We start from the raw sequence: 14,104 nt of genomic DNA on the forward strand, positions 1-14,104 counted from the left end.
GACAAGCTCGAGCGCGGGGTGACGTTCATCGACGGCATCGAGCAGACCGAACCGACCAACGACGAGGAATCCTCCATCACCGACCGGAGCGCCGCCTGAACCAGCCATCGCTCATACACCAGACTTGACCATAACTCCGCTGCACGGCGGGGTTGCTGTTTTCCGTGCTGCTGCTGGCGCTGCCGGCCTCGCAGGCCCAGGCCTTTGGCGAGGAGCGCAATAACGCCTGGCACGTGGGCTTCGATGACCCGTCCCAGTTCAGTTCCATGCTGGGCAGCATCAACAGCATGGTGGAGGCCTACGAGAATCGCCTGATCGACTACGACATCCGGCTGGTGTTCCGGGCGCAGGGCATCCGTTTTGTGACCGACGACAATCTGGAAGGCTCGCCGTTCGAGGTAGACCCCGATGGCGAATTCGCCGAAGAGCGCGAGGAACTGCGTTCGCGTCTGATGCAGCTGGTGAACATGCACGACGTGAGGCTGGAGCTTTGTGACAGCACCCGCGCCGCCGTGGGGCTGGACATGGATGCGTTCTACCAGCCGATCGAGCGGGTGGATTCAGGCATCGTTCAGCTGGGAGACCTGCATCATGACGGGTATGCGGTGATGCATGCCTATCGCAACTGAGGAGAGAGCTACGTGAAGAGTCTGATGAGTGGGCGGCCGTTTCCCGGTCGACTGGGTAGCCTGCTGGTCGCGGGCCTGATCGGCCTGGGCGGCCCGGCCGTCGCCCAGGCCGCGGCCGACGAGGAAACCCTGTGGGAAGCCCTGGGCAAGGGCGGCAAGGTCGTGATGATGCGGCACACGGAGTCGGCCGAGGCTGACCCCGAGGTGTCGATGCATCTGTCCCCGGAGCGCGACTGCGGCGAAGAACAGGAGCTGAGCGAAGCGGGCAAGGCCCAGGCCGAGGCGTTGCGCGGGGCGCTGGAGGACCGGGGAATCCGGGCCGACGAGGTGCTCAGCAGCGAGTTGTGCCGCGCCCGCCAGACCGCCGAGCGTGCGTTCGGCGAGTTCGAGACCTGGGATGCGCTGAACCTGTTGCAGACTATGCCGGAGGGCGAGCAGGACTGGCTGATGGAAGACGTACGTGACCGCATCGGCGGTTTCGATGGCGAAGGCAACCTTTTCCTGATCAGCCACCGGGGGAATATCAACACCGTGGTTTTCGAGAACGTGGAGCCCGGCAGTCTGGTCGTCGTGCGTCCCGAAGGGTTCGGCAGCCACGAGGTGCTGGGCGAGATCCCGCTGGAGGCCTATTACGGCGCGGGGGATTGACCCCCATTCTTCCTTTTCGTGCCGGCCCCGGATCCGTCCGGGCAGGCCGAAGGATCACGGGGCCCTGCGGGGCCCCGTTCTGTTTCCGGGGGGGCGATGGTGGGGCCTCGGGGCTGTTTGACAACAATTCAAGAAATATTGAATAGTTGAACCATGGACAAGCTCACCGCCACCACCATGTTCGAGTCGCTGGCCTCCGGTGTCCGTCTGGACATCGTGCGCCTGCTGGTCAGTTACGGACGCGAGGGGCTGGTTGCCGGCGAGATCGCCCGGGAACTGGAGCTGCCACGTACCAACCTTTCGTTTCACCTCAAGACCCTGACCCGGGCCGGCCTCGTCACCGTGACCCAGGAGGGGCGTTACCAGCGCTACCGGGCGGATCTGGCCGCGATGCAGGATCTGGTGGCCTACCTGACCGCGCACTGCTGCGCGGCCGAGGGGTCGGATTGCGACCTGGCGGGTGAATCCGTCTGTCCGGAACCCACTGCCACTGTCTCCACAACCAGGAGTGTTTCATGACCGCGATTCGAGTGTACGACCCCTCCATGTGCTGCAACACCGGTGTCTGCGGGGCCGACGTGGACCAGCGGCTGGTGGACTTCGCCGCGGATGTCCGCTGGGCACAGGACCGTGGCGCCGATGTCGAGCGCATGAACCTGGCTCAGCAGCCGACCGCGTTCGCGGAAAACCCGAAGGTCCGCGCGTTCCTGGAGGAGCACGGGGAAGGCGGCCTGCCGCTGATCCTGGTGGACGGAGAAGCGGCCATCTCGGGGCGTTACCCGGATCGGGCCGAGCTGGCGCATCTGGCCGGCATCCCGGCTCCGGAAGAGGTCTCCGGAAGCCCGCAAGCCGGGGACGGCTGCTGCGGCCCGGCTCGCGACACGGGGTGCTGTTGATGCGGTTCCTCGATGACGCGCCGCGTTATCTGTTCTTTACCGGCAAGGGCGGCGTCGGCAAAACCTCCATCGCCTGTGCCAGTGCCATCCGCCTGGCCGAGGCCGGGCGCCGGGTCCTGCTGGTCAGCACCGATCCGGCCTCCAACGTGGATCAGGTGTTCGGGGTCTCGATCGGCAATCGGGTCACCCCGGTGGCCGACGTGCCCGGGCTGTCCGCGCTCGAGATCGACCCGCAGGCGGCCGCCGAGGCTTACCGCGACAAGATCGTGGGCCCGGTGAAGGGGGTGTTGCCGGATACCGTGGTGGCGGGCATCGAAGAACAGCTCTCGGGTGCCTGTACGACCGAGATCGCCGCCTTTGACGAGTTTACCGAGTTGCTGACCGGCTCGGATCTGGTGAAGGGCTTCGACCACGTGGTGTTCGACACCGCGCCCACCGGACACACGATCCGCCTGCTGCAGCTACCCGGTGCCTGGAGCGGTTTCCTCGAGAAGGGGCAGGGCGATGCCTCCTGTCTTGGTCCGCTGGCCGGGCTGGAAAAGCAGAAGGAGCGGTACCGGGCGGCCGTGGATGCGCTGGCCTCGCCGGATGCCACCCGGCTGGTGCTGGTGGCCCGGGCGCAGAGCGGCAGCCTCGACGAGGTGGCGCGCACGCATGACGAGCTGGCGGAGATCGGTCTGCAGCGGCAGTACCTGGTGGTGAACGGCCGGATGCCGGAGGCCGAGACCCGGGGCGACGACCTGGCGCGCGGTATCCTGGAGCGTGAACGCGCCGCCCTGGAGGCAATGGCTCCGGTCCTGCAGGCCCTTCCGCGCGACGATATCGAACTGAAGCCGTTCAATCTGGTGGGCCTGGATCGCCTGCGCCAGCTGTTCGGGACGCCGGAATCGGCGACCGCTGCCGTGCCGGGAGACGACATGGCCGGGGAGGACACCGCCCAACTGGAGGCGCCCTCGCTGAGCGAGCTGGTGGACGATATCGCGACCGACGGCAAGGGCCTGGTGATGCTGATGGGCAAGGGTGGAGTGGGCAAGACCACCCTGGCCGCTGCCGTCGCGGTGTCCCTGGCGCGGCGCGGCTTCCCCGTCCATCTGACGACATCGGATCCGGCCGCTCATCTGTCAGAAACCCTGTCGGATGAGGTCGAGAACCTGACGGTGAGCCGCATTGATCCGACGGTGGAGACCGAGCGCTATCGCGAGCAAGTCCTGCAAAGCAAGGGCAAGGACATGAACGAGGAGGACCGTGCCCTGCTCGAGGAGGACCTGCGCTCGCCCTGCACCGAGGAGATAGCGGTGTTCCAGGCCTTCTCGCGCGTGATCCGCGAGGCCGGCCGCAAGTTCGTGGTGATGGATACCGCTCCCACCGGCCACACGCTTCTGCTGCTGGATGCCACGGGCGCCTATCACCGCGAGATCGTGCGCCAGATGGGCGACACGGGTACCCACTACACCACCCCGATGATGCAGCTGCAGGACCCGCAGCGTACGAAGATGCTGCTGGTGACGCTGGCCGAGACCACGCCGGTGCTGGAGGCGCGGGATTTGCAGGAGGATCTGCGCCGCGCAGGGATCGAGCCCTGGGCCTGGGTGGTGAACAACAGCATCGCCGCGGCCGGAGCCGCTTCCGGGCTGCTGCGCGACCGGGCACGCGCCGAGCGGCCGCAGATCCGCGCGGTGGCCGAAGAACACGCCGCCCGCTATGCCGTGGTGCCGCTGCTGCGCGACGAACCGGTTGGCGCCGAACGCCTGCTGGCGCTGACCGAGATCACCGCCTCGCAGGCGACTGCATGAGGCGGCGCCCTCCGGCGTCACTCCTTTCCGACCAACGGTGAACGAACGCATGACCGATCAGAAGGACTCCACCAGCGAGATCTCGGCGAAAGAAGGCATGGGCCTGTTCGAGCGCTACCTGAGCGTGTGGGTGGCGCTGTGCATCGTGGCGGGCGTCGCGCTGGGGCAGTTCTTCCCCGCGGTGCCGGAGACGCTGTCGCAATGGGAGTACGCGCAGGTCTCGATCCCGGTGGCCATCCTGATCTGGGCGATGATCTACCCGATGATGGTGCAGATCGACTTCTCGGCCATCCTGGGCGTGCGCCGGGAGCCGAAAGGGCTGGCCATCACCACCTCGGTGAACTGGCTGATCAAGCCGTTCACCATGTTCGCGATCGCCTGGTTCTTCTTCATGGTGGTCTACGCCGCCTGGATCCCGGAGGACCTCGGCCGCGAGTACCTGGCCGGGGCGATCCTGCTGGGGGCCGCACCGTGTACCGCCATGGTCTTCGTCTGGAGTTACCTGACTCGCGGCGATGCGGCCTACACCCTGGTGCAGGTGGCGGTGAACGACATCATCCTGCTGTTCGCCTTCGCGCCCATCGTGGTCCTGCTGCTGGGAATCTCCGATATCTACGTACCGTGGGACACGGTCGCGCTGTCGGTGCTGCTGTATATCGTGATCCCGTTCGCCGCCGGCTATCTCTCGCGCATCTGGCTGATCCGCAGAAAGGGCATCGAGTGGTTCGACAACGTTTTCATGAAACGGATCGGCCCGGTCACGCCCATCGGGTTGCTGGTGACGCTGGTCCTGCTGTTCGCGTTCCAGGGCGAGCGCATCCTGGCGAATCCGGGGCATATCGCTCTGATCGCCGTTCCGCTGATCATCCAGACCTTCCTGGTGTTCTACATTGCGTATTACTGGGCGAAGGCGTGGCGTGTGCGCCACGCGGTGGCGGCCCCCGGTGCGATGATCGGCGCCAGTAACTTCTTCGAGCTGGCCGTGGCGGCCGCGATCGCGATGTTCGGCCTGCAGTCCGGTGCGGCGCTGGTGACGGTCGTTGGCGTGCTGGTGGAGGTGCCGCTGATGCTGGCGCTGGTGCGCATCGCGAATCGCACGCGCCACTGGTTCCCGACCAACGACGAGGCGCCGGGCACGTGACCTCCGTGTCCCTCAGTGACGCGGCGCGCGACTGGCTCGCCGGCCGGAGTGCCGAGATGACGCTGCGGCTGTCCGCCCGCCACGGCTGCTGCGGTGGCCAGGCGGGCGTGCCGGTGGCCGAGCCGGGCGCGCCGCGCTCAAAGGACGGGTACGCAAGGACGCAGATCGAGGGCATCCACGTGTACGTGGCCGAAGACATGGGCCCGGGTCCGTACCGGGTCGACCTCGAGGGCTTCTTCCGCTGGCGGCGTCTGGTGGTGGAAGGCGAGATGGGCCAGGCGCAGGAGTAGACGATGTTCGAGCATATTCTCGTGCGGCGTCCGACCCTGCTGGTGCCCGCCCGCCCGCGCTGACGCGAACCGAGAACGGACAACCTGGTGCAGAACCCGGAGTGAGCCATGAGTGAAGTACAGCGCAGCCTGACGGTCCCGGAGCTGGAACAGGCCTTCATGAACGACGATCACCACGAGGCCGCCCGTTTGCTGGAAGCCGTGGGCCGGGCCCGCGAGGAGGGCGACGACAACGCCGTGCGGGAGGCGTTCGCGGCCTTCGTCGAGTTCAATCGCGAGCACTTCGCGCGCGAGGACGAGCTGATGGAGCGGGTCGGTTTTCCGCAGAAGGACTACCACCGGCAGGAACATGCGGCCCATCTGGCGCGCTGGGAAGCCCTGCTGGCGGGGCTGGAGGACGGATCGCTGCAGGGCGCGGATCTGGTCTCGGCGCTGGATGACGAGATCATCCCCTGGTACCAGCGCCATTTCACCACCATGGATGCCCTGCTGGCGCGGTTCGCCGAGCGTGCCGCGGGGGGGTAGTCCCTGCCGGCGGCGGCGGGAATCCGCTGAACGAAGCTGGAACGAAAAAGGGCCGGCACACGCAGTGCCGGCCCTTTTCTCTGGTCTGGTGCCGACGGAGGGAATTGAACCCCCGACCTATCGATTACTGAGCGGTCGCCGAGTTCGAGCGATCGATCCTGCAGGAGCGAACGCGAGCAGGCCTGGAGGCGGCGAGGCAGTGCAATCGCGTTGGGGGCAGTTCGCCGGCGCTGACGGAGGAACAGCTCGAACATGCCCGCGCGGTGCTGCTGCACACGTGCACGCCGGTCTCGGCCTCTTCGGGTGACACCGGGTTGATGGTCACTGCCTCCGGTGGTCGGGCGGCGACAGGCGCCCCTTTGACGAAGCGCTCGGGGTGGTTTCGGTACTGGGCATCGAGCACCGCTGTCGCTGCGCACGGATGGCATCAAAGCGCGCCGTAAAGATCTGCTCCGGGGTGTAGCCGCCGAGCCCGCTGTGGTGGTGATGGAAGTTGTACCAGCCGAAGTACTCCTCGCACCATAGACGCGCCTGGCTTGCGCTCTCGAAGCGCCCCGGATAGTCCGGCTGGTACTTTATCGTCTTGAACTGGCCTTCGCTGAAGGCGTTGTCGTTGCTGGTGCGCCGCCGACTAATGTGTCATGTCTTGTGCATCATCGGGAAACCTTGGCTTCGTAAGTCGCTCGTGAGATGGTCAATTCAGCGTCTTGCCAAGGTAGTCGCCTGCCCCGCTGCTTCATCAAGTTCAGAGCCGTCTCCGCTTGTTCCCGGGTCAGTAGCCCAAATTCGATCATTTCACTAAGGATCCACAGCGTACCTCGGATATCGGTGTCTTCTTGTGCTGCCAGCACGCGCAGATTGCCATCTCCGGTCACCAGTGGACAGGACTCCTGTTTGGCGAGGGCTAGCGCGAGTCGGTCGATGAACCCGGGCTCATCGCCGTGGGTTTCGCCCAGGGCAACCGCATAGTCGACGTACTCCCCGTTCACCACCAGCGTCTTCAGCCCCATGTCGAGCAAATACGGGCAACCCTCTTTGATCTCTTCCTCGTAGAGGACGTCCGGCATCGCGAACTGATACGGGAGCTCGAAGAGCGAATGCAGTATCTCGCCGGCCTCCAAGTCGATGACGATATTGGCATCACTGATAAGCAGCAGCATCCTGCGGCTCCATGCAGCGTTCCCGGTAGAACTGCATTCGCGGGATGCCGAGCAGCTCGGCGGCCTTTGCCTCCGAGATCAGCTCTTCGCCGACAGCGTGATACACCAGCTGCTCAAACTGCTTGGGCGTCTCGGCCGCTATCGGTTCACCAGGCTCCCGTCGATTCCATCGACGCGCTGAGAATATCCGCATCAGTGACAGGAAAGAGTCGTGCGAAATGATCCCGCACTGGAGTGCACGCATGGCCCACCCCCTCATGGAGAGGCCGTACTCGTGCTTGAGCCGGTACAGCTCTTTCGGTTCCAAGCGGCGCCGGCGTTCCCCCAGCTCATGGATGACCGCGGTTTGGGGGGCCAGAAAGGCACCGGCCAGGCGGTCGCAGGCCTTTTCTTCGTCGATTCCGGCGGCCAGGCGGTCTGCCAGGAGTACGTGGGCTAACTCGTGAGCGAGCGTGAACCGCTGGCGATCTCCGGGCCACGAGGTTGAGACGGCAATCACCGGGTACTGCTGTCCGTCAGCGGCAACAGCCGTGGCCGTCATGCCGGAGAACGCCTTGTGATCGACGTCAATCGCGAGGATCATGAAACCGAGGTTTTCGAGCGTGTCCGTCAAATCCCCGATCGGATTCAAGCCCAGAGACCAGGCTTGTCGGACATCGTCCGCGACTTTTTCTAGCGCCTCCATTTCATCCACTTGCTCGGGTAAGCTATCCGGTACCGAGAAACGCGGAATCGGATGCTCGGGAAAAGCATTGAGCAACTCGATTCGCTTCTCGATTTGCTCGGCTACACGGATCTGAACCGCCTCAGCGCGCTTTTTGCCAAAGCCGGATTTCTTGCGGAACTCAACATTGCTCAGATCCACAGTCGCCTTGCGAAAGAAATATTCCGTGCGTACCCCGCAAGCCTCGGCAATCGCCAGCAGCTTCGCGGAATCGGGCGTCACGTAGCCATTTTCGTACTTCTTAACCGCTGCCTTGGTCACGCCGAGGCGTTCACCCAGCGCTTCCAGCGTAAGGTCAGCAGACCGGCGCGCCTGGTGAATGCGTTGTCCCAGCATCGGTGGCCTCTTTGGTTTACTTCTATGCTAATGTTACACAAAAAGTTAACCGCTGTAGAGGAGAATCGGAGCTCCGTAGGGTCCTGGGCTCCGCCTGGCTCTAAGGCAGAGCCAGAGCGTAGAGGAGGCGATCCGCCTTCCCCATTCGATTCCGGGTGGAAATAAGTGCAGGTAATACAGTAGGTGTCAGGTCTCGCCAGATTGCATACCGCGAGAGAAAGCTCCCCTGTTTCATGCTCGAGAGTGGATGAGTGTTGTGCCCGATGAGCGAACGGGAGGTTGATCGCATGGCAAGTACGATCCATTCCAACGCACGCACCACGCCCCGGGCCGATCCTGAGCGGCGATACGTGACGAACCGTCGCCGAATTGCCCATCTTGAGGTATGCGAATGAGGCCGTATAGTCACAGGCAGGGGCCTTTGCAGCCCCACTCTGGCGAGGAGTGCGCCCCGCCCGGGAACTTGGTGACGAAAAAAAGAAGGGCCGGTGTGTAGAGCACCGACCCTTCATGGGCCCGTCAGGGCGGGCCCATCCCTGGCATGGTTGCCGCCCCGGCTTCCATGCCGGGGCAGCGGTCTGGTGCCGACGGAGGGAATTGAACCCCCGACCTATCGATTACGAATCGGTGCCGGTGACCAAACAATGTAGAGGGCGTTACGTCAGGTGACCCGTGAGGACTGGTAAACACACCAGTACCAAGGGGCACCATTATGACAGTCCGAATCACGACCACATCAACCAAGGGCGGTGTCGGCAAGACCACCGTCACGGCCAACCTCGGCGCCTACCTCGCGGACCTCGGCTACAAGGTCCTGCTGATCGACGCCGACATCCAGCCCACCCTGTCCAGCTACTTCCCGGTGGACCCGGCCCTGATCGCCGCCGGGGGACTCACGGAACTCATTACCAACGGCGACACCGACGGCACGATCACTCCGATCGACATCCCGCTCGACGGCGAGCACGACGGGGCCCTCGACATTGTGCTGTCCAACGACCCCCAGGGTCGGCTGCAGCAATGGATCCTGCACACGCCGGACGGCCGCGTGCGACTCAAACACATCCTCGCGGATTACGACGACCTCTATGACGTCGTCCTGCTGGATACCCAGGGGGCTGTCGGCCCCCTGCAGGATGCCGCCGTCCTGGCGGCAGACTTCCTGCTCTCCCCTATTCCCCCGGAAATCCTCTCCGCCCGCGAGTTCGCGCGCGGGACCGTGTCGATGCTTGATCGGCTGCGACCGATGGCGGCCATGGGCGCACCGGTCGGTCCACTTCGCGGCCTCCTCTATCGGGTAGACCGAACCGGAGACGGCCGCGCGATCGCGGACGAACTCCGGCGCGAGGCCTGCGGCGAAAGCCGAGGCCAGATCACCATCCTCGATACGTTCATCCCCTCCGCCGTGGCCTACCGAGAGGCGGCCACCCAGCAGGTGCCCGTCCATCGATGGGAGCCCCACCGGCAAGGGCCCACCCTGTCCGGTGCCGAGACCATGCGCCGCCTCACCGAGGAGCTGTTGCCTCACCTGATCCGGGGAGGTGCGCAACATGGCTAAGAAACAGCTGAGTTCCGAGGAGTTGCGCAGCCGCCTGACCGTCGGCCATTTTGGCGATGCGGCGGCGCAGGAGCTGCCGCCAGGCGACCCCCTGACCGTCACGCAGATGGTGCTGGAGATCGACCGGATCCGGCCGTATGACGGCAATCCCCGGCGGCAGCGCAACCCGCAGTACGACGAGATCAAGGCCTCCATCCGGGCGCAGAAGCGTCTGAACAACGCCATTGAAGTCACCCGGCGGCCGGACGACGACCTCTACATGGTACGCGCCGGCGGGAACACGCGGCTGCAGATCCTGCAGGAGCTGTACGAAGAGACCGGCGACGAGGCGTACCGCAAGGTCCATGTGCTGTTCCATCCCTGGACCTCGGACCAGGATGTGTTGGGTGCGCACCTGATCGAGAACGAAATGCGCGGGACGATGACCCTGATCGATCGCGCCCTCGCGGTCGATCGGCTGCGCGAAATGTTCGAGGCGGAGGCCGGCGAGAGCCTGAACCGCAGCGAACTCCAGCGGCGACTGCAGGAGATCGGTTATACCGCCTCTCGAAAACTGCTCTTTCGGTTCGAGTACGCCGCAAAGACTCTCCTTTCTTGTATCCCTCAAGCGCTCCACGGAGGGCTCGGCAACGACGGAGTGGAGAAACTCCGCAAGCTCCATCGGTCGGCTCATGCCGTAGGCGAGTCCCATGGGCACACCCTGGATGCGGTGGACATGGTGTTTGAGGAGTCCCTCGCCGCCACCGATGCCCCCGATTGGGACCCCGGTGCCGCGCGGCAGGAACTGGAGCGGCGTCTGGCCGAGGAGCTGTCCCTCGATCTGCGCACCGTGCGCATGGAACTCGATACGCCGCCGACGCAGGACCCCGAGGGGACGACGGACCCATCCGGCATGCCCTCGGACGCCGATCCCGGCGCAATGACCCAACCGGCACCGCCCGTCCAGGATGCCCCACCTGACGGGGTGCCCGGAGCGGACCCCGGACGTTCCGGGGCTGCAACCGATCCAGTGATCGGTGAGGGGGCCGGTGCGGGTGACCCGCCCCCTGCCGCCCCACCGGTCACGGCACCGACTGAGCCCGCGCCCACGCCCGGACCCGCGCCAACCGTGGCCGAGCTACGGGATCGGATCTACACGCTGGCCCGGCAGATCGCCACCCGCTACCACTACGCCGATCAGATCCAGCCCGTAGACATCGGCTATGGCTACTTCATCGACCTGCCGAGCGAGACGGTCGAGGAGGCGCCGGCCCGGATGAACGGGGTGGAGAACGACTACCGCCTCTGGACCTGGTGGCTGCTGTTCAGCTGGTCGCAGATCGGCCTGCACCCGGACCGCGTCCTGCAGACCGCCCCCATCCATCGCCTGGCCTCAGCCATTCACCGAGGCGACGAGGAGGAGGTCATCGCGCGGCACATCCCCGAGCCACCCTGGCGCGCGCTGGGCGGGATGGTCAGTTCGTGCCTTCGCGAGCGCGATTTCGCCGACTTCGTCGCCCTCGTCCAGGCCTGCCGGGACCTGCAGCACCAGGCGGACGCGGACGATCTCGATCCGTGGGAGGGCTGAGCCATGAGCAGCACAGCGGATCTCACCCTCCATGTCCTGCGCTACGCCATGTCCCGGCTGCAGGACGCCGACATGAACGCCCTCAGCGTATTGGGCCTCACACCGGACCAAGCCTCGACCCTCGCCGACATGACCTTCGACGAGTTGGTCGAGATCGCGCGACTCGGGCATCTGTTCATTGATCTGCAGATCGACGCCGATCGGTTCGATCAGCTGCTCGAACGAGCGCGGGGCGAGGTCCAGTCCCGCCAGGTCCAGGACGAGCTGCTGAGGCACCAGGCGGACGCCCGGATGATGGAGGCGCTATTCGGGATGACCACGACGGATGTGGCCCGACGTCGGCGAGTGCTCGGGCTGCCTTCGCAGCCCGGTCGGCCGCGATCACCCACGCCCGAACAGGCTCAGGCGATGTGGGACGCATGGCGGGCCGCCCCGAAGGACCTACCCGATCCGGATCGCTATCTCCACGTCGCGCGCAGCACGGGCGCCTCGGCCGCTGCGGTCTACCGGCTCGTCGCGGAGTGTCAGCACACGCTCACTGATCGGGCCCCAACGTATCCCGCCAAGACGGCGCAACCCGTGGTCGACCTGGTGCATCACCAGTTCGGGACCCACCTCTATTCCGCCGGGGGCTCGTCATGACGGAGGAGATCACACCCCGCATCCGAGGGCTCAAGGCGTACCTGGAGGACGCCGCGCGCCAGCTACGGGATCGGCCGCCGGACCCCGGCGGCGAGGAGGAAGGCGCAGTCCTGTATTTCGGGAACTGGCATGACTCCCACCCCCGGGCACTGCTATACGCGGACGAGCTGGGGCCGACGGACAAGCTCGCCTGGATGGTGATCCAGGCGAACTCCGATCCCAAGGCCCCCGCCGGATTCCCGTCGTATGACGAGTTCGGGCGTGCGGGGCTTGGGTCCCGGCCCACCATCGCCGCCGCGATCGCCATGCTGCGCATCACTCGATGGATCTCGCTGTGCGATCGCGTCCGTGACGGTCAGGGCCGATACCGGGGGAGCGTGTACGCGATCCACGACGAGGCGGTATCGGTCACCGAGGCGATGTACCTCGATCCGGAGTACATCACCTATCTGGAGAGCCTGGCCGATCACGGCCATCGACGGGTACGCGAGACCGCGCAGCAGGTGCTGTCCACGATCCATCAGCGCCTCGATGCCGACCGCGACCTCACGGATCCCGTGGACACCGGCGGTCGCTTTGAGCGCCGCCTCGCCACCCTGAGCGCCGACCCGGCCGTGCGAGCCGCCGCGAGCCCCTCGGGACGGGCCTGCGGTGCCCAAGTTAAGGAGGCTAACTCGGGTGAGCGCCAAGTAAAGAATCTTAACTCGGTCGCCCATCACCGAGTAAAGAATCTTAACTCGGTGGACCCACCCGAAGAAAATCCTTCAAAAACAGAAACTTCGTACCAAGTTAAGAATCTTAACTCGGCTCGCGCGCGCGGGGGTAGTAGTAGTTTATATAAACCTACTACTACAAAACCCACCTCTGAGGTATTGGAACCACCGGGCGCGCGCGACAGCGAGGAGGCCGCTGCTGAGCTGCACTATCCCGAGAGCTTCGGCGCCGATCACCGCAAGCTCGCGGACCGATGTCTGCAGGGGTTACCCGCCGACCAGGCCCAGCAGGTCCTGGACGAGGTCGCCGGTGCCATCCGGGATCGCGCTCAAACGGATCCGATCCGCAACCCCTTGCGCTACCTGAGTGCCGTCGCCAAGCGGGCGCGCAGCGGCGATTTCCTGCCGAGCTACGCCGTGGACGCGGCCGAACGACGCCGGCGCAAGGCCGAGCAGGCGGAGCGCGAACGACGGATCGACCAGGCGAGCGTCCAGCAAGCCGAGGCGCAGGTGGTCACGGTCGAGCCCGATGCGAACAACGAACTGGTGCAGCGATTGGAGAAGGCCCGCAGTCGCAGCACCCACCGATCCAAGGAGCCAAGGGCATGATCCTCGATGAACACGACATGCCGTTCAGCCACGGCCGGGCTCGCGTGGTCCGGGATGCGCTGAATCGCGAGACCGACCAGCGGTACGAGTTGGTCGAAGTGTATTGGGGCGACCATCACGCGGGGTATGGCGTGGAACAGGTCGATCCCGATTCACCACCCGAGCCCCCTCCTCGCCCACCGGACGACGAGGAACCGAGCGAATCACTGCGACAGGCCGCACGGGAACACCGCCCGGCGTCGGCCGGGGAGCCACCCCGGGACCACCCCGCCGACGCGGACGCCGAGGTGCCGACCTACACCTTGCGGCCGGCGCTGCGCAGCGTATGGCCCACGGTGCTCAAGTTTGTGCTGCTCCTCGCCGTACTGGCCTGGACGCCGGAGATCGTGGCTTGGCTGGGGCAGTTGCCCGATCCAGTAGGCGCGAGCATTGCCGAGTGGCGCATGACCATCCCGGGCATCGGCGAGCTGCCCATCGTGCAGGCAGCACTGTCGATGGTCCTCGGGATCTGGATGGTGCTCACCGCGATCCGCATCGTGTTCGCGATCTACTACTACCGATTCACCCTCGACCCCGACCGCGTGACGGTGCAGACCGGGATCATCGCGCGCCATCGCCGCACGATGCGCTATGCCAATGCCCGGATCCCGACCCTGGAACAGGGGGTCATCGATCGCCTGATCGGAATCGGCGAGGTCCGAGTGTCCTCGGCGGGCGGTGGCGAAACCGGCGAGATCCGGCTGCACGGGATCCGACGCCCCCTGGAGGTGAAGGAGGAGATCCAGCGCCGCGTGGACGCGGTTTGGGATCGCTGAGCCAGACCAGAGGGGGGGGGCACTGTCCCACCCCCCTGAGCCAGACCAGAGGGGGGGG

General features: G+C 65.5%; 16 protein-coding genes. 13 read left to right on the top strand and 3 right to left on the bottom strand.

Going from position 1 to position 14,104, the window contains the following annotated elements:
- Window positions 1-152 precede the first annotated feature (152 nt).
- The 8 genes from B1A74_RS00005 (at window position 153) to B1A74_RS00040 (ending at window position 5,922) form a co-directional block, all read left to right on the top strand.
- A complete protein-coding gene (locus B1A74_RS00005; protein ID WP_077243395.1) occupies window positions 153-629 on the top strand; it encodes a DsrE family protein in 477 nt (158 codons plus the stop codon).
- Between the two features lie 12 nt (window positions 630-641).
- Window positions 642-1,277: a histidine phosphatase family protein gene (locus B1A74_RS00010; RefSeq protein WP_077243396.1), complete on the top strand. Its 636-nt coding sequence runs from the start codon at window positions 642-644 to the stop codon at window positions 1,275-1,277.
- Window positions 1,278-1,430: 153 nt separating this feature from the next.
- Window positions 1,431-1,796 (top strand): ArsR/SmtB family transcription factor, encoded by a 366-nt coding sequence (locus tag B1A74_RS00015; protein WP_018947139.1) that lies wholly within the window; start codon window positions 1,431-1,433, stop codon window positions 1,794-1,796.
- Complete coding sequence (arsD, locus tag B1A74_RS00020) at window positions 1,793-2,173, top strand: arsenite efflux transporter metallochaperone ArsD (protein WP_018947138.1); 381 nt, start codon at window positions 1,793-1,795, stop codon at window positions 2,171-2,173. The genes B1A74_RS00015 and arsD overlap by 4 nt, the downstream gene beginning before the upstream one ends.
- On the top strand, window positions 2,173-3,966 hold the full coding sequence (gene arsA / locus B1A74_RS00025; RefSeq protein ID WP_167769393.1) for an arsenical pump-driving ATPase: 1,794 nt from the start codon (window positions 2,173-2,175) through the stop codon (window positions 3,964-3,966). The genes arsD and arsA overlap by 1 nt, the downstream gene beginning before the upstream one ends.
- 49 nt (window positions 3,967-4,015) lie before the next feature.
- Window positions 4,016-5,107 (top strand): ACR3 family arsenite efflux transporter, encoded by a 1,092-nt coding sequence (gene arsB, locus B1A74_RS00030; RefSeq protein ID WP_077243397.1) that lies wholly within the window; start codon window positions 4,016-4,018, stop codon window positions 5,105-5,107.
- Window positions 5,104-5,397, top strand: coding sequence for a CC/Se motif family (seleno)protein (locus B1A74_RS00035; RefSeq protein WP_077243398.1), 294 nt, complete (start codon window positions 5,104-5,106; stop codon window positions 5,395-5,397). Before arsB ends, B1A74_RS00035 begins: the two co-directional genes overlap by 4 nt.
- 108 nt (window positions 5,398-5,505) lie before the next feature.
- Window positions 5,506-5,922, top strand: a complete 417-nt coding sequence (locus tag B1A74_RS00040) for a bacteriohemerythrin (protein WP_077243399.1) — start codon at window positions 5,506-5,508, stop codon at window positions 5,920-5,922.
- A 321-nt stretch (window positions 5,923-6,243) separates the two neighbouring features.
- On the opposite strand, the gene B1A74_RS14575 is transcribed toward B1A74_RS00040, so the two are convergent.
- Genes B1A74_RS14575 through B1A74_RS00060 form a run of 3 tightly spaced genes read right to left on the bottom strand, consistent with a single transcriptional unit; the run spans window position 6,244 to window position 8,142 of the window.
- Window positions 6,244-6,558, bottom strand: a complete 315-nt coding sequence (locus B1A74_RS14575; RefSeq protein ID WP_099049976.1) for an integrase core domain-containing protein — start codon at window positions 6,556-6,558, stop codon at window positions 6,244-6,246.
- A gap of 17 nt (window positions 6,559-6,575) precedes the next feature.
- Window positions 6,576-7,082 (bottom strand): PIN domain-containing protein, encoded by a 507-nt coding sequence (locus B1A74_RS00055; RefSeq protein WP_077243400.1) that lies wholly within the window; start codon window positions 7,080-7,082, stop codon window positions 6,576-6,578.
- Window positions 7,063-8,142 (bottom strand): helix-turn-helix domain-containing protein, encoded by a 1,080-nt coding sequence (locus tag B1A74_RS00060; RefSeq protein ID WP_077243401.1) that lies wholly within the window; start codon window positions 8,140-8,142, stop codon window positions 7,063-7,065. Before B1A74_RS00060 ends, B1A74_RS00055 begins: the two co-directional genes overlap by 20 nt.
- A 712-nt stretch (window positions 8,143-8,854) precedes the next feature.
- Between B1A74_RS00060 and B1A74_RS00070 the strand changes: the two genes are divergently transcribed.
- Genes B1A74_RS00070 through B1A74_RS00090 form a run of 5 tightly spaced genes read left to right on the top strand, consistent with a single transcriptional unit; the run spans window position 8,855 to window position 14,046 of the window.
- A complete protein-coding gene (locus B1A74_RS00070) occupies window positions 8,855-9,700 on the top strand; it encodes a ParA family protein (RefSeq protein WP_018948409.1) in 846 nt (281 codons plus the stop codon).
- Window positions 9,693-11,267: a ParB family protein gene (locus B1A74_RS00075; RefSeq protein ID WP_077243406.1), complete on the top strand. Its 1,575-nt coding sequence runs from the start codon at window positions 9,693-9,695 to the stop codon at window positions 11,265-11,267. The genes B1A74_RS00070 and B1A74_RS00075 overlap by 8 nt, the downstream gene beginning before the upstream one ends.
- 3 nt (window positions 11,268-11,270) lie before the next feature.
- Window positions 11,271-11,909, top strand: coding sequence for a DUF2857 domain-containing protein (locus B1A74_RS00080; protein ID WP_077243402.1), 639 nt, complete (start codon window positions 11,271-11,273; stop codon window positions 11,907-11,909).
- The gene (locus B1A74_RS00085; RefSeq protein ID WP_077243403.1) at window positions 11,906-13,231 is read left to right on the top strand and encodes an STY4528 family pathogenicity island replication protein; all 1,326 of its coding nucleotides are present in this window, start codon (window positions 11,906-11,908) and stop codon (window positions 13,229-13,231) included. The genes B1A74_RS00080 and B1A74_RS00085 overlap by 4 nt, the downstream gene beginning before the upstream one ends.
- The gene (locus B1A74_RS00090; protein WP_077243404.1) at window positions 13,228-14,046 is read left to right on the top strand and encodes a PH domain-containing protein; all 819 of its coding nucleotides are present in this window, start codon (window positions 13,228-13,230) and stop codon (window positions 14,044-14,046) included. Before B1A74_RS00085 ends, B1A74_RS00090 begins: the two co-directional genes overlap by 4 nt.
- The last annotated feature ends 58 nt before the right edge of the window (window positions 14,047-14,104 follow it).

Origin of the sequence: Thioalkalivibrio halophilus, assembly GCF_001995255.1 — a bacterium.
Lineage (GTDB): Bacteria > Pseudomonadota > Gammaproteobacteria > Ectothiorhodospirales > Ectothiorhodospiraceae > Thioalkalivibrio > Thioalkalivibrio halophilus.

What these genes read in the sequence shown, in the direction of transcription:
- B1A74_RS00015 (WP_018947139.1), top strand. Translation starts at nt 1,431, where the DNA reads ATGGACAAGCTCACCGCCACCACCATGTTCGAGTCGCTGGCCTCCGGT.
- arsD (WP_018947138.1), top strand. Translation starts at nt 1,793, where the DNA reads ATGACCGCGATTCGAGTGTACGACCCCTCCATGTGCTGCAACACCGGT.
- arsA (WP_167769393.1), top strand. Translation starts at nt 2,173, where the DNA reads ATGCGGTTCCTCGATGACGCGCCGCGTTATCTGTTCTTTACCGGCAAG.
- arsB (WP_077243397.1), top strand. Translation starts at nt 4,016, where the DNA reads ATGACCGATCAGAAGGACTCCACCAGCGAGATCTCGGCGAAAGAAGGC.
- B1A74_RS00040 (WP_077243399.1), top strand. Translation starts at nt 5,506, where the DNA reads ATGAGTGAAGTACAGCGCAGCCTGACGGTCCCGGAGCTGGAACAGGCC.
- B1A74_RS00055 (WP_077243400.1), bottom strand. Translation starts at nt 7,082, where the DNA reads ATGCTGCTGCTTATCAGTGATGCCAATATCGTCATCGACTTGGAGGCC.
- B1A74_RS00060 (WP_077243401.1), bottom strand. Translation starts at nt 8,142, where the DNA reads ATGCTGGGACAACGCATTCACCAGGCGCGCCGGTCTGCTGACCTTACG.
- B1A74_RS00070 (WP_018948409.1), top strand. Translation starts at nt 8,855, where the DNA reads ATGACAGTCCGAATCACGACCACATCAACCAAGGGCGGTGTCGGCAAG.
- B1A74_RS00075 (WP_077243406.1), top strand. Translation starts at nt 9,693, where the DNA reads ATGGCTAAGAAACAGCTGAGTTCCGAGGAGTTGCGCAGCCGCCTGACC.
- B1A74_RS00080 (WP_077243402.1), top strand. Translation starts at nt 11,271, where the DNA reads ATGAGCAGCACAGCGGATCTCACCCTCCATGTCCTGCGCTACGCCATG.
- B1A74_RS00085 (WP_077243403.1), top strand. Translation starts at nt 11,906, where the DNA reads ATGACGGAGGAGATCACACCCCGCATCCGAGGGCTCAAGGCGTACCTG.
- B1A74_RS00090 (WP_077243404.1), top strand. Translation starts at nt 13,228, where the DNA reads ATGATCCTCGATGAACACGACATGCCGTTCAGCCACGGCCGGGCTCGC.